Here is a 21,103-nt window from a genome sequence, read left to right on the forward strand (position 1 = left end):
GAACGTTCTGGTCGGCTCGGTCAGTATGCGAGGGCGCGGTCGACGGCCTCGAGGACACGGTCCGCGTCCGGCAGGTGGAGGTGTTCGAGCTTCGACACCGGGAAGGGGACGTCGAACCCGGAGACCCGGATCGGCGGCGCCTGCATCGTGTAGAAGCACTGCTCCGCGACGGTCGCGGCGATCTCGCTGCCGACGCTGACGAAGCCGGAGGCCTCCTGCGCGATGACGACCCGGCCGGTCTTGCGGACCGAGGTCAGCAACGGCTCCCAGTCGATCGGCGAGATGGAGCGGAGGTCGATGACCTCGCAGCTGGTGCCCTCGGCCTCGGCGATGTCCGCAGCCTGCATGAGGGTCGCCACCATCGCGCCGTGGCCGACGAGGGTGACCTCGGTGCCGGTCCGGGCGACGCGCGTGGTGTGCATCGGGACGTGGCCGTCGACGAGGTCGACCTCGCCCTTCGGCCAGTAGCGGGACTTCGGCTCGAGGAACACGACCGGGTCCTTCGACGCGATCGCCTCCTGGATCATCCAGTACGCGTCGTTCGGCGTGCTCGGGCTGACCACGCGCAGGCCCGGGGTGTGCGCGAAGTACGCCTCCGGAGACTCCTGGTGGTGCTCCACGGCGCCGATGTGCCCGCCGTAGGGGATGCGGATGACGACCGGCAGCGACATGTGCTGCGGCAGGCGGTTCTGCATCTTGGCGAGCTGCGAGGTGATCTGGTCGAAGCCCGGCCAGACGAAGCCGTCGAACTGGATCTCGACCACCGGACGGTAGCCGCGCAGTGCCAGGCCGATCGCGGTGCCGATGATGCCGGCCTCGGCGAGCGGGGTGTCACGGACGCGCTCGGCACCGAACCGCTCCTGCAGGCCCTCGGTGATGCGGAAGACGCCGCCCAGCTGGCCGATGTCCTCGCCCATGAGCAGGACCTTGTCGTCCGCGGCCATCGCGGCGGCGAGGCCGGCGTTGAGCGCCTTGGCCATCGGCAGGGTCTGCACGGGCTCGCTGGGGACCTCGCCCGCACCGGGGTGGGCGCGGAGCGTGTAGTCGAAGAGCTGCTCGGTCGTGCTCATCAGTGGGAGCCCCCTTCGTACCCGGCCTCGTACTGCTCGAGCCAGGCCTTCTGCGCGGTGGTGACCGGGTGCGGCTCGCGGTACACGTTGTCGAACATGACGTCCACCGACGGCGGGGTCAGGGCCACGGTCGCCCGTCGGACGTCAGCGGCGATGTCCTCGCCCTCCTCGTCGAAGCGCGCGAGCTGCTCGTCGGTGACGCCGCGGCTGCGCAGGTACGCGGCCGAACGGGCGATCGGGTCGCGCTCCACCCACGAGGTGAGCTCGTCGTCGAGGCGGTAGCGGGTCGGGTCGTCGGAGCTCGTGTGCGCGCCGATGCGGTAGGTCTCGGCCTCGACGAACGCCGGCCCCTGCCCGGAGCGGGCGTGGTCGGTCGCGACGAGGGACGCCGTGTACGACGCCAGGACGTCGTTGCCGTCGACGCGGACGCTCGGGATCCCGAAGCCGCGCGGGCGGTCGACGAGCGGGGTCGGCGACTGCACCGACACCGGCACCGAGATCGCCCAGTGGTTGTTCTGCAGGAAGAAGACGACGGGGGCCTTCGTCGACGCGGCGAAGACGTACGCCTCGTTCACGTCGCCCTGGCTGGTCGCGCCGTCGCCGAAGTAGACGATGGTGCAGGCGTCGCGGTCGGGGTCACCGGTGCCCACGTCGCCGTCGAGCTGCTGACCGAGCGCGTAGCCCGTCGCGTGCAGCGTCTGCGACCCGATCACCAGCGTCGAGATGTGCGTGTTGCCGCGCTCGTCCGGGTCCCAGCCGCCGTGCGTCTGGCCGCGGTACATCGCGATGATCTCCATCGGCTCGACACCGCGGTGCATCGTGACGGCGTGCTCGCGGTACGACGGGAAGACGTGGTCCTGTGCGCGGAGGGCGAAGACGGAGCCGACCTGCGCGGCCTCCTGTCCGTGGCTCGGGACCCAGAGGCCGAGCTGACCGGTGCGCTGGAGGTTGTGGCCCGCGTGGTCGAACCGACGCGTGAGCACCATGCGGCGGTGCATCGCCAGCAGGGTCTCGTCCGGGATCGTCCGCGCGACGGCGGCGTACTCGGCGTTCTCGTCGGTCTCCACGAACCGGCCCTCGGGGTCGAGGATCCGGACGGTGGCCGTCGCGGGGGCCGCGGCGTGGAATGACATGTCGGTCAGCGTAACGCCAGGGCCTACCGGGCCGCCTGGAGGTCCCCCACAAGCGACCCCGCCGTTTCGAGGAGCGTTTCCACAGCCTCGTGCTCCCCGATCGACACCCGGATGCCCTCGTTCCCGAAGGCCCGCACGATGATGCCGGCGGCCTCGAAGCGCTCGGCCGCGTGGGCCGTCAGCTCCCCGGTCGGCAGCCACACGAAGTTGCCCTGGGCGTCCGGGACGTCCCAGCCCTGGCCGCGCAGCGCGGCGACGATGCGGTCACGGCTCGCCGCGAGCTCGGCGACGCGGTCGAGCAGCTCGGTCTCGCGCTCCAGGCTCGCGAGCGCCGCCGCCTGGCCCTGCGCCGTCACCGACAACGGGATCGCGCAGGCACGGACGGCGTCGAGCACGTACGCCGGACCGAACGCGTACCCGACGCGCAGGCCCGCGAGTCCGTACGCCTTGGAGAACGTGCGGAGGACGACGAGGTTCGGGTACCGCTCGAGCAGCGGCGTGCCACGGACCGCGGTGGGCTCGGTGACGAACTCGGCGTAGGCCTCGTCGAGCACGACGAGCACGGTCGACGGCACGCGCGCCATGAACGTCTCGAACTCAGCGCCCGTGACGACGGCACCGGTCGGGTTGTTGGGCGAGCAGACGATGACCATGCGGGTGCGGTCGGTCACGGCGTCGGCCATGGCGTCGAGGTCGTGGCCGCCGTCCGGGCGGTTCGGCACCTGCACGCTCGTGGCACCGGCGACCGTCACGACACCCGGGTAGGCCTCGAAGGAGCGCCACGCGTAGACGACCTCGTCGCCGGGGCCGCTCGTCGCCCGGGCCAGCTCGTGCAGGATCGCGACGCTGCCGGGCGCGACGTGGACCTCGTCGACGGTGAGTCCGGCGCGGTTCGCGAGCACGGCGCGGACGGCCAGGGCGGTGGCGTCCGGGTAGCGGTTGTAGGCCGTCTGCGCCTGCACGGCCTCGACGACGCCCGGCAGCGGCGGGAACGGGTTCTCGTTGCTCGACAGCTTGAAGGCGTCGGGCGCTGCCTGACGCCCCTGCTTGTACGCGGGGAGGACGGCCACCTCGGGCCGGATGTGCACGCGCTCGTCAGTCACGCGCTCAGGCTACCGGGGACCGTCCGGGGCGCGACGGGCATCATGAGGGCATGCGATTCCTCGTCCGCCTCGTCGTCAACGCCGTCGCGCTCTGGCTCACCACCCTCATCGTGAGCGGCGTCACCGTCACCCCGTTCGGCGACGGGGACACCACCGCCGTGGTGCTCACGTTCCTGCTCGTGGCGTTCGTGTTCGGGCTCGTGAACGCGGTCATCGGCACGATCATCCGGATCGTCGCGTTCCCGCTCTACGTCCTGACGCTCGGCCTGATCTCGCTGATCGTGAACGCCGTGCTGCTGCTCATCGTCGCCGGGATCTCGGACGCGATCGGCTTCGGGCTCGAGGTCGAGTCCTTCGGCTGGGGCATCGTCGGCGCCTTCGTGCTCGCCGTGTTCTCGTGGCTGATCGGGCTGTTCGTGCGGCCGGTGCTGAACCGCCCGCGTCCGTGACCGCGGGCCGCACCGAGCCGGCCGCCCGCGCGACGGATGCGGGCCGCACCGAGCCGGCCGCCCGCGCGACGCGTGCCGACGGCGAGGGCCGCGCCGTGCCTCCCGGTCGGACCGCCGTCGCGGACGTCACGTCCGTGCGCCATGATGTGCACATGAGCCCGGACGCCGACGCCCCGTTCCGCGTCTCGTTCGTCTGCAGCGGCAACATCTGCCGCTCCCCCATGGCCGGCATCGTCTTCGCACAGGTCGCCGCCGACGCCGGCATGGCCGACCGCTTCGTCGTCGAGTCGGCGGGCACCGGTGACTGGCACGTCGGCGAGCCCGCGGACGAGCGCACGATCGCGGCACTCGCAGCGCGCGGATACGATGGCAGCAGGCATCGCGCCCGCCAGTTCGACCCGGACCGGTTCCCGGACCTCGACCTGGTGGTCGCACTCGACCGCTCCCACGAACGCGTCCTGCGCTCGTGGGCACCGACCATGGACGACGCCGCCAAGGTGACGCTCCTGCTGCGGTACGACGACGCCTGGCCCCAGCAGGCCGACGTGCCGGACCCGTACTACGCGGACCGGCACGAGTTCGACCGAGTGCTCTCGACCGTCGAGCGTGCCTGCCGGGCGCTCTTCCGCCAACTCGAACCGGCAGTCCGTCAGGGAGCCCCATGACCCCCCTTCCCCCGCAGCCGATCAGCCCGCTCGACGGGCGGTACTACCCGGTCGTGCACACGGTGGGCGAGCACCTCTCCGAGGCCGGCCTCAACCGCGCACGCATCGTGGTCGAGGTCGAGTGGCTCATCTTCCTGACCGACCACGCGATGTTCACCACCTCGCCGCTGAGCATCGACGACAAGGCAGCGCTGCGCCGGGTCGTCGAGACCTTCGGCCACGACCAGATCGCGGAGCTCGCCGAGATCGAGGCCACGACGCGGCACGACGTCAAGGCCGTCGAGTACTTCGTCCGTCGCCGCCTGTCCGAGCTCGGGCTCGACGCCATCGCCGAGCTGACGCACTTCGCCTGCACCAGCGAGGACGTCAACAACCTGTCCTACGCACTGACGGTGCGGGACACCGTCGACCAGGTCTGGCTGCCCGCCTACCGCTCGGTCCTGGCGACGCTCCGCACCACGGCGGAGCAGCTCCGCGCCGTGCCGATGCTCTCGCACACGCACGGGCAGCCCGCGACGCCGACGACCCTCGGCAAGGAGCTCGCGGTGGTCGTCTACCGCCTCGAGCGCGTCCTGACGCAGATCGAGCACGGCGAGTACCTCGGCAAGTTCTCCGGCGCCACCGGGACCTTCTCGGCGCACCTCGCCGCCGACCCCGAGGCCGACTGGCCCGCGCTGTCGAAGGAGTTCGTCGAGGGCCTCGGCCTGACGTGGAACCCCCTGACGACGCAGATCGAGTCGCACGACTGGCAGGCCGAGCTGTACGACCGGGTGCGCCACGCGAACCGGATCCTGCACAACCTGGCGACCGACGTGTGGACCTACATCTCGATGGGCTACTTCACGCAGATCCCGGTGGCGGGTGCCACGGGCTCGTCGACGATGCCGCACAAGATCAACCCGATCCGGTTCGAGAACGCCGAGGCGAACCTCGAGATCTCGTCGGCGCTGTTCTCGACGCTGTCCGAGACCCTCGTGACGAGCCGCCTGCAGCGCGACCTGACCGACTCGACCACGCAGCGGAACATCGGCGTCGCGTTCGGGCACTCGCTGCTCGCGCTCGACAACCTGCGTCGCGGGCTCGGCGAGATCGCGGTGAACGAGACCCGGCTGGCCGAGGACCTCGACCACAACTGGGAGGTGCTCGGCGAAGCGATCCAGACGGTCATCCGCGCCGAGGTCACCGCCGGGCAGTCGAACATCGAGGACCCCTACGCGATGCTCAAGGAGCTCACGCGGGGCAAGCGCATCGGCCAGGACGAGCTCGTCGCGTTCGTGAACGGCCTCGACATCTCGTCGGGTGCCAAGGCACGACTGACGAACCTCACGCCCGGCACCTACACGGGCCTGGCCGACGAGCTCGTCGACCGCCTGGACGTCTAGTCCGACCCCTTCCGCAACACGCAACGACGGCGGCTCCTCGCAGCGGTACACCCCTGCGAGCGGCCGCCGTCGTTGCGTTCCGCGAGACCGCGAGCGGGCGCAGCGGACGGGAGGCGCGGGGCGGCCCCGCCGCGCACGTCACCACCTCAGGTGGTGACGGCCCGTGCCTCGGCGACCAACGCCTCCAGGACGGTGCGGACCGCGGGACGGACCGCGCGGTCCGGACGGGTGAGCGCCTCGATCCTCCGGCCCGCCCGCACGTCGGCGAGCGTCGCCAACCGGAACCGTCCCGCCGCACGCGTGCCCGACGTGTACCGGGGCACGAGCGCGATGCCGTGCCCCGCGGCCACCAGGTTCTCGATGACGGGCAGGTGGATCGTGCGGAACGCCACCGACGGCGGGGTGTCGGACGCCGCGGCCATCGCGATCAGCACGCGGTCGATCGGGTAGTCCTCGGGCACGCCGATCCAGGTCTCGTCGACGACGTCCTCGATGCCGACGCGCTCCCGGTCGGCGAGCGGGTGGTCGAGCGGCAGGGCGACGTCGAGCGGTTCCCGGAGCAGCGCGACCGTCTCGACGGCGCCGTCGGGGCGGCGGGCACCGTCCGGGCGGTGCCCGATGACGACGTCGTGGTCGGCGGTGAGCGGCGCGAACTCCCCCTCGCTGACGTCGACGTCCGAGAGCTCGAGGACGATGCCCGGGTGCTCGCGCATGCGCGTGAGGAGCCCCGGCAGCAGCAGCTCGGCCGCCGAGGGGAACACCGCGAGGTCGACCGTCCCGCTCACCCCCGCGAGGTGCTCCGACCACGCCGACTCCACCGTGGCGAGCGCGGTCGCGACACCGGTGGCCATGTCGGCGAGTGCCCGGCCGTCCACGGTGAGGCGCACGCCGCGTCCGACGCGCTCGACCAGGGGCACGCCGGCCTGGCGCTGCAGCGTGCGGAGCTGCTGCGACACCGCGCTCGGGGTGCGGTGCGTGGCTGCTGCGACCGCGGTGACGCTCCCCCGTTCCGCGAGCTCGCGGAGGACCGGCAGCAGGGCGATGTCGAAGCCGACCATGCAAGGACCCTACAACGATGCTGTCACACCGTGCGCTGGTGCTACCGCTTCTCGTACGGGACGATCGATCCGTGCTCTTCCGCGACCGCATCCTCGCCCTCGTCGTCGCCGTGGCGTGGGGTCTGAACTTCCCGGCGACCGCGATCGCCCTCGACCACTGGCCCCCGTTCCTGCTCGCCGCCGTCCGGTTCAGCCTGCTGGCCGTCCCGACGATCCTGTTCGTCCCGCGGCCGAGGGTCCCGTTCCGGTGGATCGTGCTCGTCGGCGCGACGCTCGGCGTCCTGCAGTTCGCGTTCCTGTACCTCGGCATGGCGGCCGGGATGCCGACGGGGCTCGCGTCGCTGGTGATCCAGGCGTCCGCGCCGTTCACGGTCGTGCTCGCCGGGGTCCTGCTGCGTGAGAAGCTCACCGCCCGTCAGGTCGTCGGGGTGTCCGTCGCGGTCGCGGCCCTCGGCGTCATCGCGGTGCACCGGGCGCAGACCGCGGCGCTGCTGCCGGTCGTGCTGGTGCTGTGCGGGGCGCTGGGCTGGGCGCTCGGCAACGTCGCGACGCGGCGGACCGGTCCGGTGAACCCGCTGCACCTGACCCTGTGGTGGGCCGTCGTGCCGCCGGTGCCGATGTTCGCACTGTCGCTGCTCGTCGAGGGGCCGGAACGGGTCGGTCGGGCGTTCGGCACGGCGTTCACCGCGTCGGCGTTGCCGGCCGACCTCGGCCTGCTCTACATCGTCGTCGCGGGGAGCCTGGTCGGGTACGGGATCTGGTCGCGCCTGATGGGGAAGTACCCGTCGAGCACCGTCGCACCGTTCTCGATGCTCGTCCCCGTGATCGGGGTGCTCGCCTCGTGGGCGGCGTTCGGCGAGGTGCCGGACGTGGTCGAGGTCGTGGCCGGTGCCGTGGTGGTGGTCGCCGTGCTGTGGTCGTCGCGCACCGCGAGGGTGGTGCCGGCCGCGGCGGTGCCGGCGGTGGCGGTGCCGGTCAGCCCCGGTGCTGCCGGCGCTCGGCGATGATGCCGGCGAGCGCGCCGCGCAGGTGCGGGTACCGGAACTCGTAGCCCGCCTCGAGCAGTCGTGTCGGCACGACCCACCGACTCTTCAGCACGAGCTCGGTCTCCGTGCGGATCGCGAACGACCCGATCTCGAGCATCCACCGCCAGGTCGGCAGCCCGAAGCGCCGTCCGACCGCGTCGCGGATGGTGGCCATCACGGTCCGGTTGTCCGACGGCTCCGGGCTCGAGACGTTGACCGGGCCGTCGATGTCCTCGTGGTCGCGCACGAACCGGATCACCCCGAGGACGTCGTCGATGTGCACCCAGCTGAACCGCTGCCGCCCGTGCGTGTGCCGGTCGTGGTGGTACGTGCCCGCTCGGAGCCGGGCACGCGTCGGGAACCACGCCCCGTCGAACTGCGGCCCGCCGAGACCGGCCTGGGCCAGTCGGAGCAGCGGGACGAGGGCGCTCCCGTCGCCGAACACGATCGCCATCCGGAGCGCGACCCGGCGGGTGTGCGGCAGGTCCGCGCTGAACAGGGCGTCCTCCCACGCCTTCGCGACCGAGACCGAGAAGCCCTCGCCGAGCTCACCCGTGGCCTCGTCCTGGGGTCGGTCGTCCGCGTGCCGGTAGATCGTCGCGGTGGAGGCGTTCACCCACAGCGGCGGCGGGTGCTCGGCGGTCCGGATCGCCTCGGCCAGCTCGAGCGTCGTGTCCACGCGGGAGCGCATGATCTCCGCTCGGTTCCGACGGCCGTAGCGGCAGTTCACGCTCTTGCCCGCCATGTTCACCACGATCGCGGCACCGTCGACGAGCTCACGGATCCGGAGCGTGTTGCCCCACACCGCGTCGCCCGTGCGACCGACCGTGACGACCTCGTACCCCTCATCGCGGAAGGCACGCTGCAGGTACCGTCCGACGAAGCCGCCCGCTCCCGCGATCACGGCGCGGCCCCTCGGCGCGCGGGTGGTGTCGTCGCTCATGGTGTCCCCTGTCCGGTGTCGGGCTCGATCCGGTAGCGGAAGGCGCCCTCGTACCGGTACAGCGTGCCGATCAGCGGCGCCGAGAGCCGCAGGGACACGCGCTGCACGTCGGCATCGTCATCGAATCGTTCCACGAGCGTGACACGCGGAGCGGCGACGGCCGGGAGGCTCCGGGCACGTCCCAGCACACGGACCGTCACCCGGGTGGAGACCAGGCGCAGGGCGCCCGCGTCCGGCCCGTCCGCGTCGACCTCCGCCCGGAGCAGGGCGTTGACGCGCCCACGGCGACCGAGGTGGTCGACGAGCCCGTGCGGCTCGGCGGTGATCGCGTCCACCATCGTGCGGGGTCCGGTCCGGAAGCGGAAGGTGCGGTGCGCGCGGACGGCGACCCGTGCCTCCCGACCGTCCACGGCGCCGCGGCCGACGTGAGCCGGACGGTTCTCGACCGTGAAGGGGACGTCCCGCTCCCACACGGGGAACACCACGGCGTCCCGGGCCAGGACGGCCAGGAGCGGCCAGATCCAGCGCCGCGGCGTCCCGACGACCGCGAACACGCCCTCGCCGCGGCCGACGTGACCCACCGGGACCGCACCGAAGTACGTGCGCAGTCGTGGGTGCAACCGTGCGAGCACGGCCGACGGTGTCGTCAGCTCGTAGGGCGACCGGGTCACGACGCCGATCCTGGCACGGTGTCGGCCTCGTTCCCTACGATCGAGGCATGGGACACGACCACGCGCACGGGCATGCCGGCGCCTCGGAGCGCGCGCTGCTCGTCGCGTTCTGCATCTCGGCGGGCATCCTGCTCGCCGAGGTCGTCGGGGCGGTCGTCACCGGCTCCCTCGCGCTGCTCGTCGACGCCGGGCACATGGTCGTCGACACCGGTGGCCTCGGCATCGGCCTCGTCGCCACCCGGCTCGCGCGCCGCTCACCGACGGCCCAGCGGACGTGGGGCTACCAGCGCGCTGAGGTGCTGGGCGCCACGGCGCAGGCGGCGATCCTGCTCGCCGTGGGGGTCTTCGTCGTCGTCTCGGCGATCCAACGACTGTTCGTGCCCGCCGAGATCCACGCCGGCCCGCTGCTCGTGTTCGGTGTGGTCGGGCTCGTCGGCAACCTCGTCGCCTACGCGGTGCTCGCGCGGGCCTCGGGCGGCGGCTTCACGTCACGGGCGGCCCGACTCGAGGTGCTGAACGACACCCTCGGGTCCGTCGCGGTGATCGCCGCCGCCGTCGTCCTCGCGCTCACCGGGTGGGAGCGGGCCGACTCGATCGCCGCGATCCTGATCGGGCTGCTCATCCTGCCGCGGGCCGTCCGGCTGCTCCGCGAGACCGCGAACGTGCTGCTCGAGTCCACACCGCCCGGGCTCGACCTCGACGACGTGCGCGCGCACATCCTCGAGCTCGACCACGTGATCGAGGTGCACGACCTGCACGCGACGCTCGTCGCCACCGGCGTGCCGAACCTGACGGCGCACGTCGTCGTCGACGACCACTGCTTCTCGACCGCGCACGCGCCCCGGATCCTCGACGCGCTGCAGCAGTGCGTCGCGGAGCACTTCGACGTCCCCGTCGAGCACTCGACCTTCCAGCTCGAACCGGTCTCGCACCGGCGGCACGAGCACGAGGTGCACGCGTAGGCACGAGGTGCACGCGTCGGGACGGGTCGGGTCGGCCCGGCCTGCGCACCGGTCCGGTGCGGTCAGCAGCCGCCGTCGTCGGTGGGGAACGCCGTGATCACCCGGTCGGTCGTCTCCGACACGATCACCCGCACGTTCGGCTCCGCCGACGGACGCGAGCCGTCGTCGAAGCGGACCGGCGCGGCGTAGCAGACCTTGCCGTCCCCGGCGTCCTGCGGGTAGCCGGCGGGCGGTGCCTCGAGCACGGACCGGACGGCGGTGAGCATCGCGTCGTCCCAGTCCCGTGAGCCGTGGCCCCGGACGACGTCCTGCCAGTCGGCGGTGTGCCGGACGCGGATGTGCTCGTAGCCCTGGCCGGACGTGCCGCACTGCAGCTCGACCCGTCCGAGCGCGGCGGTCTCGTACCGGGCGACCACGGCCCGGCGGTCAGCGTCGCAGCGGTCGAGCACGTCGCCGCCGGGCAGGTCGGGGCCCGACCGCTCGATGGTGACGGTGCCGTCGCGCGTCGCTCCGTCGGCAGCGGTCGCGCCGGGCGTGACGGTGGACGCTCCGCCGCCGATCACCGGGTCCTCGCCGCTGCGCTGCGCCGTCAGGGCGAAACCGCCGGCGACCAGGCCGGCCGCGATGACCGCGGCGACGACGGTGACGGCCGGACGTCGGCGCTGCTGGGGCATGCGCTCCAGTATGCCGGGAGACGACCTGCCGAACGGCTGGCCGGGTGGTCGGCTGGTCGCGGCGGACTACGCCGCGCGGGCGGCCAGGCGCAGGCCGGCGACCAGTGCGAGTGCGACGACGAAGGCCACGTACGCGAGCAGCACCGGGAGCGTCGGCACGACGAGGAGCGCGGCGCCGACCGCCACGACGGGCACGGTCAGTCCCGCGTACGCGACGAGGAACGTCGCCGCGAGCACCCCGCCGCGCTGCTCCGGCCCGACGAGCGACCCCGCGCGGGCGATCGCGGCCCGGAAGAGCAGCCCGACACCGGCACCCGCCACGACCCCGCCGCCGATGAAGCCCGCGACCTGCAGGAGCACGGCGGCGACCGCGAGCACGACGAGACCACCGACGAGCAGCACCAGGCCGAGCCGGATCTGCCGACGCTGGGACAGCCTTGCGAAGACGATCTGCGACACCGCACTCGCGGCGAAGACCCCGAACGTCGTGGCGCCCGCGGCGAGACGGTCGGTGACGTGGAACGTGGTGCCGAGGAAGGTCGGGGCCACCGAGGTGAAGAGTCCCTGCACGGCCAGGGCGGCGAAGGCCGCGGCACCGGCGGCCCAGAACACGCCGGCCTGCCCCTCGGGAGCGGCCATCCGCTGCGGTCGGTACGGCACCGGCTGCTCGGGACGGTCGACGGTCTCCGGCGCGGCGAGGACGACGACGAACGCGACCGCCAGGGCGACGACGAAGACGACGTACGGCACGACGAGCGGCTGCCCGACGAAGTCCGCGAGCGCGCCCCCGACGAGGGCGCCGAGCGACAGACCGCCGAGGTTCACGGCGCCGGCCGCGACGCTCGCACCCTGGGCGGACGCGGACGAGCCGGTCGCCCGGACCCGCAGTTCACCGAGGTGCGCGGTCGCCGTCGCGGTGAGGAGCCCGACGCCGAGCCCGGTGACGAACCGCGCCACGACGAGACCTGCGACGTCGGACCACAGCAGGAACAGCACGGCCGCGACGAGCTCGAGGGCGATCGACACCAGGATCAACGGGCGTCGTCCGTGCACGTCGCTGAGGTGTCCCGCCAGGAAGAGCGAGGCGACGACCCCGACACCGTAGGCGGCGAAGACGACCGTGGTCGTGAACGTCGGGAAGCCGTCGCGCGCCTGGTAGATCACGTAGAGGGGTGCCGGGACGGTCGCGAACGCCATCACCGCCAGGAACGCGAAGGCCACGGCCCAGAAGCCGAAGCCGTGCCGGCGACGGGAGTGCGTGCGCCGCCCTCGCGGAGCGGGGACGGGACGGGAGCCGGTCGTCGGGGCCGGAGCCGCGTCGGTGGTCGAGGTCATGCTCCGATGGTGCCCTGGCGCCGTCATCGAGTCCAACGGGTGTTCTTGATGAGTGTCATCGATCTGGTCGATACTCGGACGATGGAGACCCGCCTGCTCGAACAGTTCGTGGCCGTCGCCGCCGAGGGGACCGTGACACGCGCCGCGGAACGCCTGTGGGCCGCCCAGTCGACCGTCTCCGCCGGGATCGCCTCCCTCGAGCGCTCGCTCGGCGTGCGGTTGTTCGACCGCACCGGTCGGCGACTCGTGCTGACCGCGGCCGGCGAGGACCTCCTCCCGCACGCCCGCGCGGTGCTCGGTTCCCTGGAGCGCATGCGGGACCTGGCGACCGTCGACGACGCCGACCTCCGCGGCCGGGTGCGGCTGGGCATCTTCACGAGCATGGACGTCGTCGACCTGACGGGGGTGCTGCGGCGGTTCCGGCGGCGGCACCCGCTCGTGGCCGTCGAGCTGATGACCTCGCCCTCGGGCACCACCGGCCTGGTGCAGGACCTGGTCGCCGGGCGGCTCGACCTGGCGTACACGGGCCTGCCGTCCGTCCCGCCCGGGGTCGTCGTCGAACCGCTGCGCGAGCTGCCCTTCCGCGTGTACACCGCCGCGGACCACCCGCTCGCTGCTCGCCCGTCGGTGTCCCTGGCCGAACTCGCCGGGGAGCCCTTCGTCGACACCGCGCACGGCTTCGGCAACCGCCTGATCCTCGACGCCGCGTTCGAGCGCCTCGGCCTCCGACGCCGGGTCGTGGCGGAGATGAACGACATGCCGGCGGTGATCCGGTTCGCCTCGGCCGGGCTCGGCGTCGGTGTCGTCCCGGACCCGGGCGTCCGGTACGACGGCGCCGTGCTCGAGCTCGAGGACGAGGTCGAGCCGCTCCGCATCGGGCTCGCGATGCGGTCGGACACCGAACCGAACCGCGCCACGCGCACGCTCGCTCGCGACGTCGTGGCCGCACGGGTGGGGTGAGGTCCGGGGGCCGTGTGGGACGTGTCCCACCGGCGGACGGGAGGCGCGGGACGGTCCCGCACCGCGCCTCCCGGCCGTCAGTCCCCCCAGATCTCCCCGACGACGGCGTCCAGCAGGCCGTCGGTCGGGAAGTCGGCCTGGTCGATCTCGACCCAGGTGTCACCGCGCGAGTACCAGGTCCGTGCCTGAGCGGCACCGGTCTCGACGTCCGTCGACGACGCTCGGCAGACGCGGGCGGGGCCCTCGACCGAGCAGACGGTGTCCTGGTCGCCGAAGAAGCTCGACTCCCGGGAGGCGAGCTGCTCGCCGTTCGCGGTCCCGACGGTGAGGGCGAGGCCCGGGCCGGGTCCGTCGCTGCCACCCCAGAGGCAGTACAGCTCGGTGACGACCCCGGATCCGGACACCGACGGAACCACTCCCCCCGGCGACGGGAAGACCTGGATGGCCTCACGCCCGCCGAACAGGCGGTCGTACGCACCCGCCGGAACAGCGCCCCGGCACGACGTGGGGATCGACGCGACAGCCGTCGGGTCCGCTCGGTCGGGCGGCGCGGCACCCGTCGTCGGGACCGGCGTCGGCGTCGCCGTGATCGGCGCGGAGGTCGGGGTGGTGACGGACGGCGCCGGCGCCGGCTCCTGCGTCTGCACCGGGGCTGCCACGGGACGGTCCTGCTGCGACAGCGTGAGCGCCACCGCCCCCGACGCGGTGCCCAGCGCGAGCAGGGCGACCACACCGACGACGATGCCGGTGTGCCCGCGACGCCGCTTCGGACGCGGGGTGGCGCGCTCGAGCACGCCCTGCTTCATCGTGACGAGCATGCGCTGCAGCTCGTCGCCCACGGGAGGTTCAGTGTCCATCGTGCATCACCACCTTCTTGAGTCGTCGACGGTTGCGGGAGACCCGTTGGGTCACGGCGCCCACCGTCAGCCCGAGCGCCTCGGCTGCTTCGGTGTAGGAGCGCCCCTCGAGCAGGCAGAGCTCGCAGATGCGCCGGTCGAGTTCGGGCAGGGCCGCGATCTCGGCACGGACCCAGCGCAGCGTCTCGGCGGCCTCGGTGTGGTCGACCGGTGCCGTGAGCGTCTCCGGCAGCTCGTCGGCACGGTGCCGCGTGCGCTTCCGCCCGGCGTTGCGCGCCAGGTTCCGGCACACGACGAGCAGCCAGGGCAGCAGGCTCTCCGCCGGCAGCTCCAGCGTCTCCGCCCGCTGCCACAGCACCAGGAACGCGTCCTGCACGACCTCCTCGACGTCGTGTCGATCGTCGACGATCGCCCACACGTACCGGGTCATCGTCGCGGCGTAGCGGTCGAAGACCTGCGCCAACGCGGCCTGGTCACCGGCCGCCAGTGCGCGGACGATCGTCTCGTCCGTCGTCGTGGTCACGTCCATCGCTCACCCCCTTCACCCAGCGGTGTCGGACGGGGTGCCGATCCTGACGACGCGGCCGCGGACCGCTCCGCCCGGGCGTGTCGCCGGGCACGACGGTCGCCGGAGCGGGGTCAGTGGAAGTCGTCGCCCTCGGACCGCTCGCCCGGCGTCCTGTGGCCGCCGAGCATGTCGTTGTCGTCCTGGTCGCTCGACGCCGCGAGCTGGAGCATCGCGAGGACCACCACGACGACGATGAACGCGACACCGAGGAACACCAGGGCGAGTTCGAACTCACGCGTCGAGAAGAGCACGACCGCTCCGGTGAACACCGCGACGACCGCCGAGATCACGAGGAGCTCGGCGGGGCGCAGACGGTCGCGACGGCTGGGGGTGCTCATGCGTGTGGTGCTCCGTCCGGGGCTGCGGCAGGCGCCGTGGTGCCCCACTTGTGCGAGAGTCCGGCGATCACGTGGAAGACCGCCGCGATGGCGAGGTAGGCGCCGAGCAGTCCGACCAGGACGACGGCGGCGTCCAGGGTGCCGGTGACCTGCTCCACGCCCCCGAGCTGCTGGGAGTAGTCCGGCGGTGTCAGCAGGAACGCGACGGCGAGCAGCAGGGTGAGTCCACCGATCGTGGTCCAGTCACGGGCGAACGGCGACCGGCCGCGCGCTCGGAGTCCCTGTGCGAGTTCGAGGGCTCCCGTCAGCACGGCCCACCCGACGACCACCGTGATGAACGCGCCGAGCCCGACGCCGTTGGTCGCCAGGGCGGCGACACCGGCGACGAGGGAGACGACCGCCTGCACGAACGTGGTCGGACGCGAGCGCTCGTCGGAGGGCATGCGGCGCAGGGCGGCCCACCCGAGCACGAGGGCGTCGACGATCACGAACCCGCCGAAGAGCAGCAGGCCGTAGCCGGCGGCGTGGTTGGACGAGAAGGTGATGACGAGGGCCACGACCGCGGCTGGGACGGCCCGGAGGACGGGGATCGGCCAGTACCGCGCGCGCTGGCCGGCGTCGTCCACGGAGTCGGACACGGGACCTCTTTCGGGCATGCGGATCGTGGTCCGAGTCTACCGCCGGCGCCCCGGGCGTCGGACCGGAGCCCGTGCCGACGGGAGCCACCACCGCCGACCGGGGTCCGAGCGCCCCGACCGGCGGTGGCGCGCTCCCCGTCAGTCGGGGTCGTCGGCCGCGCGCCGGCGTCGTGCGACCCACCAGCCGCCGGCCCCGAGCCCGACGGCGGCAGCAGCCAGGGCGGCGAGGAGCCCGAGCCCCTCGGCGCCGGTGTACGCGAGGGCCCCGGCGCCGGCCCCTCCGCCGCCCGTCCGCCCGCCGCGCGCAGCCATCGGAGCGTCCGGCGTCGGCGAAGCGCTCGCGGGGCCGGCCGGCGTCGGGGTGCCCGTGCCGCCACCGTCGCCCTCGCCGCCGTCGCCGTCGCCGTCGCCGTCCCCGTCGCCGGGCACCGTGACGCCGATCGTGACCTCCGGGGACGGGTCGCCCCCGTCCGGATCGGTGGGCGACGTCGCGGTCGCCACGTTGACGACGTCGGACCCGTCGCCGGTGTAGCCGGGGTCGAGCACCGCCCGGATGCGGAAGGAGCGGGTCCCACCCACCGGCAGGTCCCCCTCGGACCGACACGTCACGTGCTGTCCCTCGGCCGAGCAGCCGTCCTCGGACCCCGTGAAGCGCATCGCCGCCGGCAGGTCGTCGACCACGCCCACGTCGTGCGCGGGGTCCGGACCGCGGTTCTTCGCCGTCACGCGGTACTCGACCTCGTCCCCCGGTGCCACGTCGACGGACGGGGACACCGACTTGTCGGTCTCGAGCTGCGCCTCGGGCGCCGGCGCCGCCTCGATCGGACTCGTCTCGACGGACCGGTTGTCGGACTCGTCGACGTCGGACAGCGATGCCGGAGGCGCGATGGTGGCGGTGCTCTCGAGCGCCCCCGAGGCGTCGTCCGCGACGGTCCCGGACACGGTGACCGTCGCGGCGCCGCCCGGGACCAGGTCGAGCCCGGCGTCCACGTCGCCGGTCCCGCTGGCCGTTCCGCAGGCGGATCCGTCGGTCGCGGTGCAGGTCCACGTCACGTCCCGCAGACCGTCGGGGACGTCGACGTGCAACGCGCTGGGGTCGGACCGGTTCGGGCCGGCGTCGGACGCGGTCACGGTGTACGAGAACGGCTGCCCGGGCCGACCGGAGGCGGGGAGCTCCTGGGTGACGCCGAGGTCGACGGGCTGGGAGACCCGGAGGTCGTCGACCTCGTGGACGTCGGCGAAGCTGCCGGTCGCGGCGGAGAAGCCGAGCCGGAGCGTGTCCGGGAGCGGAGCCTGGGCGTCGCCGTGCAGCGGCACGCGGTCGAGGACGGTGCGGAGCGGCCCCCCGTCCTCGAGGCGCACGGTCATGAAGAGTTCCCCCGACGCCCCCGGCACGAGACTGACCCGGACCTTCCGCTTCGTCGGCCCGTCGGTCAGGGTGCCGCCGGGAGCCTGGACCCCGTCGACGTACCGGTAGCCGGTGGTGCCGTCACCCGATCCCCGGACCACGACCGAGTCCGGTCGGCGCCCGAGCCCCGACAGGTTGATCTCCTGCGAGAAGTTGCCGTAGTGGTCGACCGCCACCGCCGCGAAGCCACCCGGCACGCCGGGCAGGTCGCAGGGCCGCCCGCCGCCCTGGGTCTCGCTCGACCGGCAGGCGTACCCGAGCGCTGCGCCGTACGCTCCGACGCCCTGTGGTGCGCTGCCGTCCGCCAGGAAGAGCAGCAGCCCGTCGGCGCCCTGGTCGCCGCTGCTGTTGTACATGGCGTACGAGAACTCGATGTCGAGTCCGAGGTCCGAGCGGAACGTGTCGTCCGTCGACCACGCTCCGGCCTGGTCCTTCGTCTGGTCCGTGAGCCGCAGCCGCCCGTCGACGACCTGCGCGTCGCCGCTCAGGGTGCCGCCCGCGGCGGAGTCGAAGCCGTTGCGGTAGGGGAACGCGAGGTCGTCCGCCGAGGAGCTGGAGGGCAGGAGCGCCGGCGCCGCCAGGACGGCGAGGGCCACGAGGCTGGCCGTGATCGCACCCCGCGGGCGTCGACACCGTCGGGGGTGTGCGACGCGGTGGGTGGTTGTCGGGATCGAGGTGTCTGTCATGCCCCGATCGTCGCGAGCGGGACCACCTCCTCAGCGGCCGTCGAGCCCTTCTGGGGAGAACAGTCCCGAGACCAGCCGCTGTGCAGGGATGTGCTCAGCCACCCCGGCCAGATCGAACTCACCCGAGCCACACCGTGGTCTCGCCCGGGAGCATCCCCTCGCCCGCGTCGAGCGGCCCGGACGCCAGCACCACCGTGCCCGACGGCATCGGCACCGGAGACGTCCCGAGGTTCGTCACGGACCGCCAGCCCTCGTGCCGGGCGAACGCCACGACGTCGTCACCGGCGTCGAGCCACGTCAGTTCCTCGCCCTGCTGCAGCCGTCGTCGGGCCGCCGTCGCCTGCCGGTAGAGCGACAGCGTCGAAGCTGGGTCGCCGTCCTCGGCCTCGACCGACGAGTCGCCGAAGTCCTCCGGCTGCGGCAGGTGCGGAGCGACGTCGCCGAAGCCGAACGACGGCCCCGTCCGGGTCCAGGGGATCGGGACCCGGCAGCCGTCCCGCCCCTTCACCGTGTGCCCGCTGCGGATCCACTTCGGGTCCTGCAGGCGCTCGTGGGGGATCGCGGGCGCCTCGTGCAGGCCGAGCTCCTCGCCCTGGTACAGGTAGGTGGACCCGGGCAACGCCAGGATCAGCAGCGTCGCCGCACGCGCCCGACGTCCACCGCGCCCACGGTCGAGCTCGGGCTCGGTGCCGTCGGTGAGCAGCCAGGCATCCGTGTCGGTGCCGTCGGGCAGGCCGTAGCGGGTGGCGTGCCGCACGACGTCGTGGTTCGACAGCACCCAGGTCGAGGAAGCGCCGGACTCGGCCGACATGGCGAGGTTCCGCTCGATGATCTCGTGGAAGGCCCGTGCGTCGTACGGTGCCTCGAGCAGGTCGAAGTTGAACGCCTGCCCGAGCTCGGTGGGCCGGGCGTAGAGCACGCGACGCGGGGCCGGCGCCCAGGCCTCGGCGATCGCGGCGCGGGGCGGGTCGTACTCGTCGAGCACGGAGCGCCACGTCGCGAAGATCTCGTGCACCTCGTCGCGGTCGTACAGCGGGTCGGAGCCGTCCAGCGGCAGCGCCTTCTCGTTCGAGGGACGGTACGGCGTCGACAGGTCCTTCGCGAGCCCGTGCGCGACGTCGACCCGGAAGCCGTCCACGCCGCGGTCGGACCAGAACCGCAGGGTGTGCTCGAAGTCGGCGCGCACCTCGGGGTTCGACCAGTCGAGGTCGGGCTGTTCGGGCGCGAACAGGTGCAGGTACCACTGGCCGTCCGGCACCCGCGTCCACGCGCTGCCGCCGAAGTTCGACACCCAGTCGCTCGGCGGGAGCTCGCTCGACTCCCCCGCTCCGTCACGGAACACGTAGCGCGCCCGCTCGGGTGACCCCGGCTCTGCGGCGAGCGCCTGGCGGAACCACTCGTGCTGGTCGGAGGTGTGGTTCGGCACGACGTCGACGATGACGCGCACGTCGTGCTCGTGTGCGGCGCGGACGAACGCGTCGAGGTCGTCGAGCGTGCCGAGGCGCGGGTCGACGTCGCGGTAGTCCGCCACGTCGTACCCGCCGTCGGCGAGCGGCGAGGGGGTGAAGGGCGACAACCACACCGCGTCGACGCCGAGCGACGCCAGGTACGGCACACGGCTCGTGATGCCCGCGATGTCCCCCAGGCCGTCCGCGTCGGTGTCGGCGAAGCTCCGCGGGTACACCTGGTAGACGACGGCCTGACGCCACCAGTCCGGGTCGGTGGTGCGCGGGCTGCTGGCGGGCGTCCGGTGGCTGCTCACCCGGCCACCGTACCCAGCGGGACCCGAGTGGTGGTCCGATCGGGAATGGCGCACTCAGCGAGCACATTGGTTGTCCCTGACACCATTCCGTGACCGAACGGTCACGGACAGAAGGGATCCACCATGACGAACGTCCTCGCCCTCGTCGGCAGCCTGCGCGCCGGCTCGATCAACCGGAAGCTCGCCGAGGCTGCCGAGCAGCACGCCCCCGAGGGGATCACCCTCACGACGTTCGACGGCATCGTCGACCTGCCCTTCTACAACGAGGACATCGACGGCGACACCCCGCCGGCCGCCGCCGTCGCCTTCCGCGACGCCGTCGCCGCAGCGGACGCGGTCCTGCTCGTCACCCCCGAGTACAACGGCACGATGCCGGCCGTGCTGAAGAACGCGCTCGACTGGGGCTCGCGGCCCTTCGGCTCGTCGCCGCTGTCCGGCAAGCCGCTCGCGGTGATCGGCTCGGCGTTCGGCCAGTACGGCGGTGTGTGGGCACACGACGACGCCCGCAAGTCGGCGGGGATCGCGGGTGCGAAGGTCCTGGAGGACGTCAAGGTCGCCATCCCGCAGTCGGTGGTCCGGTTCGCGGAGACCCACCCGCGCGAGGACGCCGAGGTCGTCGAGCTCGTGCAGGGCGCGCTCCGCGCCCTGGCCGGTGCGGCGGACGAGCGCGTCGCCGCCTGATCCGCCCGGTCGCCGTCGGGCGACCAGGAGACGGTCCGGAGGCGCGGTGCCGGCTGGCACCGCGCCTCCCCTCCGTCCGGGGCAGCGCCGAGGACTCGTCCACAGCACGCGGATCCGCTAGGCAGGCGAGATACCAGACGGGTTACCCTGAACGGCATGTCGACGCAGGAGATCACGGAGGCGTCGGGGTACTGGTTCCCCGACGACGACGCCACACAGCGCGGCGTCGCCGTGCTGAACGCCCTGCGTCGCTACCGCGCCGCCGAGACCGCGATGCGGCGACGGACCCGCGACTCGATGGGCATGGGCGAGACCGACCTGCTCGCCGTCCGCTACCTGCTGCAGGCACAGCGTGCGGGTCGGATGGTCAAGCCGAAGGACCTGGCCACCTACCTGAAGATCTCGTCGGCCTCGACGACGATCCTGATCGACCGCCTGGTGAAGTCGGACCACGTCCGCCGCGAGCCGCACCCCACCGACCGTCGCGCACTGGTGATCACCCCCACGACCGAGACCGACGACGAGGTCCGCGCCACCCTCGGGACCATGCACCGGCGGATGATGTCGATCGCCGAGGGGCTGTCCGCCTCCGACGCGCGTGTCGTCGCGACGTTCCTCGAGCGGATGCGCGACGCCGTCGACCAGGTGGACCCCGCGCTCGAGCACTGACCCCGGTGCCGTCCGCGCGTCCGACCACCCCGCGGGGGACGCCAGGGTGCACGCGCACTGGGAACG

Annotated in this window: 22 protein-coding genes; 8 read left to right on the top strand and 14 right to left on the bottom strand. The window is 73.0% G+C overall.

The annotated features are described in order from the left end of the window. Window positions 1-20: 20 nt before the first annotated feature. The 3 genes from JOD95_RS07640 to JOD95_RS07650 all read right to left on the bottom strand — a co-directional run bounded on the left by JOD95_RS07640 (window position 21) and on the right by JOD95_RS07650 (window position 3,306). Window positions 21-980, bottom strand: a complete 960-nt coding sequence (locus JOD95_RS07640; RefSeq protein ID WP_066657646.1) for an alpha-ketoacid dehydrogenase subunit beta — start codon at window positions 978-980, stop codon at window positions 21-23. A gap of 89 nt (window positions 981-1,069) precedes the next feature. Further along, window positions 1,070-2,203 carry a thiamine pyrophosphate-dependent enzyme gene (locus tag JOD95_RS07645; RefSeq protein WP_066651770.1) on the bottom strand — a complete coding sequence of 378 codons (1,134 nt, stop codon included), beginning with the start codon at window positions 2,201-2,203 and terminating at the stop codon, window positions 1,070-1,072. A gap of 23 nt (window positions 2,204-2,226) precedes the next feature. After that, window positions 2,227-3,306 (bottom strand): histidinol-phosphate transaminase, encoded by a 1,080-nt coding sequence (locus JOD95_RS07650; protein ID WP_209684245.1) that lies wholly within the window; start codon window positions 3,304-3,306, stop codon window positions 2,227-2,229. Window positions 3,307-3,356: 50 nt separating this feature from the next. Between JOD95_RS07650 and JOD95_RS07655 the strand changes: the two genes are divergently transcribed. The 3 genes from JOD95_RS07655 to purB all read left to right on the top strand — a co-directional run bounded on the left by JOD95_RS07655 (window position 3,357) and on the right by purB (window position 5,802). Further along, window positions 3,357-3,755, top strand: a complete 399-nt coding sequence (locus JOD95_RS07655) for a phage holin family protein (RefSeq protein ID WP_066651768.1) — start codon at window positions 3,357-3,359, stop codon at window positions 3,753-3,755. A 152-nt stretch (window positions 3,756-3,907) separates the two neighbouring features. Beyond that, window positions 3,908-4,420 (top strand): low molecular weight protein-tyrosine-phosphatase, encoded by a 513-nt coding sequence (locus tag JOD95_RS07660; RefSeq protein ID WP_066657642.1) that lies wholly within the window; start codon window positions 3,908-3,910, stop codon window positions 4,418-4,420. Next, window positions 4,417-5,802 carry an adenylosuccinate lyase gene (gene purB, locus JOD95_RS07665; protein ID WP_209684247.1) on the top strand — a complete coding sequence of 462 codons (1,386 nt, stop codon included), beginning with the start codon at window positions 4,417-4,419 and terminating at the stop codon, window positions 5,800-5,802. Before JOD95_RS07660 ends, purB begins: the two co-directional genes overlap by 4 nt. A gap of 146 nt (window positions 5,803-5,948) precedes the next feature. Here the strand turns inward: purB and JOD95_RS07670 are convergent, their stop codons facing one another. Continuing rightward, complete coding sequence (locus JOD95_RS07670; RefSeq protein WP_209684249.1) at window positions 5,949-6,860, bottom strand: LysR family transcriptional regulator; 912 nt, start codon at window positions 6,858-6,860, stop codon at window positions 5,949-5,951. 71 nt (window positions 6,861-6,931) lie between these two features. Between JOD95_RS07670 and JOD95_RS07675 the strand changes: the two genes are divergently transcribed. Beyond that, the gene (locus tag JOD95_RS07675) at window positions 6,932-7,867 is read left to right on the top strand and encodes an EamA family transporter (protein ID WP_066657639.1); all 936 of its coding nucleotides are present in this window, start codon (window positions 6,932-6,934) and stop codon (window positions 7,865-7,867) included. Here the strand turns inward: JOD95_RS07675 and JOD95_RS07680 are convergent. Continuing rightward, window positions 7,836-8,828 (bottom strand): epimerase, encoded by a 993-nt coding sequence (locus JOD95_RS07680; protein WP_209684251.1) that lies wholly within the window; start codon window positions 8,826-8,828, stop codon window positions 7,836-7,838. The two genes, JOD95_RS07675 and JOD95_RS07680, sit on opposite strands and share 32 nt — an antisense overlap. Further along, entirely contained in the window at window positions 8,825-9,499 is a 675-nt protein-coding gene (locus JOD95_RS07685; protein ID WP_209684253.1) for a DUF4166 domain-containing protein, read from the bottom strand. Before JOD95_RS07685 ends, JOD95_RS07680 begins: the two co-directional genes overlap by 4 nt. Window positions 9,500-9,546: 47 nt before the next feature. Between JOD95_RS07685 and JOD95_RS07690 the strand changes: the two genes are divergently transcribed. Further along, window positions 9,547-10,461, top strand: coding sequence for a cation diffusion facilitator family transporter (locus tag JOD95_RS07690; protein ID WP_209684255.1), 915 nt, complete (start codon window positions 9,547-9,549; stop codon window positions 10,459-10,461). A 62-nt stretch (window positions 10,462-10,523) separates the two neighbouring features. On the opposite strand, the gene JOD95_RS07695 is transcribed toward JOD95_RS07690, so the two are convergent. Next, window positions 10,524-11,135, bottom strand: coding sequence for a hypothetical protein (locus JOD95_RS07695; protein ID WP_209684257.1), 612 nt, complete (start codon window positions 11,133-11,135; stop codon window positions 10,524-10,526). 66 nt (window positions 11,136-11,201) lie between these two features. After that, window positions 11,202-12,470, bottom strand: coding sequence for an MFS transporter (locus JOD95_RS07700; protein WP_209684259.1), 1,269 nt, complete (start codon window positions 12,468-12,470; stop codon window positions 11,202-11,204). 48 nt (window positions 12,471-12,518) lie between these two features. Between JOD95_RS07700 and JOD95_RS07705 the strand changes: the two genes are divergently transcribed. Beyond that, window positions 12,519-13,430, top strand: coding sequence for a LysR family transcriptional regulator (locus JOD95_RS07705; RefSeq protein ID WP_209684261.1), 912 nt, complete (start codon window positions 12,519-12,521; stop codon window positions 13,428-13,430). Window positions 13,431-13,507: 77 nt separating this feature from the next. Here JOD95_RS07705 and JOD95_RS07710 read toward each other — a convergent pair whose 3' ends face one another. From JOD95_RS07710 to JOD95_RS07735, 6 genes are all read right to left on the bottom strand, one after another. Then, window positions 13,508-14,287 carry a hypothetical protein gene (locus JOD95_RS07710; RefSeq protein WP_209684263.1) on the bottom strand — a complete coding sequence of 260 codons (780 nt, stop codon included), beginning with the start codon at window positions 14,285-14,287 and terminating at the stop codon, window positions 13,508-13,510. Next, window positions 14,277-14,816, bottom strand: a complete 540-nt coding sequence (locus JOD95_RS07715; protein WP_209684265.1) for an RNA polymerase sigma factor — start codon at window positions 14,814-14,816, stop codon at window positions 14,277-14,279. Before JOD95_RS07715 ends, JOD95_RS07710 begins: the two co-directional genes overlap by 11 nt. 110 nt (window positions 14,817-14,926) lie before the next feature. Next, complete coding sequence (locus JOD95_RS07720; protein ID WP_066651735.1) at window positions 14,927-15,193, bottom strand: hypothetical protein; 267 nt, start codon at window positions 15,191-15,193, stop codon at window positions 14,927-14,929. Then, window positions 15,190-15,831 carry a DUF308 domain-containing protein gene (locus tag JOD95_RS07725; RefSeq protein WP_235426437.1) on the bottom strand — a complete coding sequence of 214 codons (642 nt, stop codon included), beginning with the start codon at window positions 15,829-15,831 and terminating at the stop codon, window positions 15,190-15,192. Before JOD95_RS07725 ends, JOD95_RS07720 begins: the two co-directional genes overlap by 4 nt. 138 nt (window positions 15,832-15,969) lie before the next feature. Continuing rightward, a complete protein-coding gene (locus tag JOD95_RS07730; RefSeq protein WP_209684267.1) occupies window positions 15,970-17,925 on the bottom strand; it encodes a DUF11 domain-containing protein in 1,956 nt (651 codons plus the stop codon). 118 nt (window positions 17,926-18,043) lie between these two features. Then, entirely contained in the window at window positions 18,044-19,687 is a 1,644-nt protein-coding gene (locus tag JOD95_RS07735) for a glycoside hydrolase family 13 protein (RefSeq protein ID WP_209684269.1), read from the bottom strand. 123 nt (window positions 19,688-19,810) lie between these two features. Here JOD95_RS07735 and JOD95_RS07740 point away from each other — a divergent pair, with 123 nt between their 5' ends. Both JOD95_RS07740 and JOD95_RS07745 read left to right on the top strand, forming a co-directional pair. Next, on the top strand, window positions 19,811-20,368 hold the full coding sequence (locus JOD95_RS07740) for an NADPH-dependent FMN reductase (RefSeq protein WP_209684271.1): 558 nt from the start codon (window positions 19,811-19,813) through the stop codon (window positions 20,366-20,368). Window positions 20,369-20,524: 156 nt separating this feature from the next. Beyond that, entirely contained in the window at window positions 20,525-21,037 is a 513-nt protein-coding gene (locus tag JOD95_RS07745; RefSeq protein WP_209684273.1) for a MarR family winged helix-turn-helix transcriptional regulator, read from the top strand. Window positions 21,038-21,103: the final 66 nt, after the last annotated feature.

Source organism: Curtobacterium sp. 1310, assembly GCF_017834105.1.
GTDB lineage: Bacteria > Actinomycetota > Actinomycetes > Actinomycetales > Microbacteriaceae > Curtobacterium.

Excerpts from the sequence above, each read along its gene's own strand:
- JOD95_RS07680 (WP_209684251.1), bottom strand. The coding sequence starts at position 8,828 with ATGAGCGACGACACCACCCGCGCGCCGAGGGGCCGCGCCGTGATCGCG.
- JOD95_RS07670 (WP_209684249.1), bottom strand. The coding sequence starts at position 6,860 with ATGGTCGGCTTCGACATCGCCCTGCTGCCGGTCCTCCGCGAGCTCGCG.
- JOD95_RS07700 (WP_209684259.1), bottom strand. The coding sequence starts at position 12,470 with ATGACCTCGACCACCGACGCGGCTCCGGCCCCGACGACCGGCTCCCGT.
- JOD95_RS07645 (WP_066651770.1), bottom strand. The coding sequence starts at position 2,203 with ATGTCATTCCACGCCGCGGCCCCCGCGACGGCCACCGTCCGGATCCTC.
- JOD95_RS07690 (WP_209684255.1), top strand. The coding sequence starts at position 9,547 with ATGGGACACGACCACGCGCACGGGCATGCCGGCGCCTCGGAGCGCGCG.
- JOD95_RS07695 (WP_209684257.1), bottom strand. The coding sequence starts at position 11,135 with ATGCCCCAGCAGCGCCGACGTCCGGCCGTCACCGTCGTCGCCGCGGTC.
- purB (WP_209684247.1), top strand. The coding sequence starts at position 4,417 with ATGACCCCCCTTCCCCCGCAGCCGATCAGCCCGCTCGACGGGCGGTAC.
- JOD95_RS07720 (WP_066651735.1), bottom strand. The coding sequence starts at position 15,193 with ATGAGCACCCCCAGCCGTCGCGACCGTCTGCGCCCCGCCGAGCTCCTC.
- JOD95_RS07705 (WP_209684261.1), top strand. The coding sequence starts at position 12,519 with ATGAGTGTCATCGATCTGGTCGATACTCGGACGATGGAGACCCGCCTG.
- JOD95_RS07655 (WP_066651768.1), top strand. The coding sequence starts at position 3,357 with ATGCGATTCCTCGTCCGCCTCGTCGTCAACGCCGTCGCGCTCTGGCTC.
- JOD95_RS07710 (WP_209684263.1), bottom strand. The coding sequence starts at position 14,287 with ATGGACACTGAACCTCCCGTGGGCGACGAGCTGCAGCGCATGCTCGTC.
- JOD95_RS07640 (WP_066657646.1), bottom strand. The coding sequence starts at position 980 with ATGGCCAAGGCGCTCAACGCCGGCCTCGCCGCCGCGATGGCCGCGGAC.
- JOD95_RS07745 (WP_209684273.1), top strand. The coding sequence starts at position 20,525 with ATGTCGACGCAGGAGATCACGGAGGCGTCGGGGTACTGGTTCCCCGAC.
- JOD95_RS07660 (WP_066657642.1), top strand. The coding sequence starts at position 3,908 with ATGAGCCCGGACGCCGACGCCCCGTTCCGCGTCTCGTTCGTCTGCAGC.
- JOD95_RS07730 (WP_209684267.1), bottom strand. The coding sequence starts at position 17,925 with ATGACAGACACCTCGATCCCGACAACCACCCACCGCGTCGCACACCCC.
- JOD95_RS07740 (WP_209684271.1), top strand. The coding sequence starts at position 19,811 with ATGACGAACGTCCTCGCCCTCGTCGGCAGCCTGCGCGCCGGCTCGATC.
- JOD95_RS07715 (WP_209684265.1), bottom strand. The coding sequence starts at position 14,816 with ATGGACGTGACCACGACGACGGACGAGACGATCGTCCGCGCACTGGCG.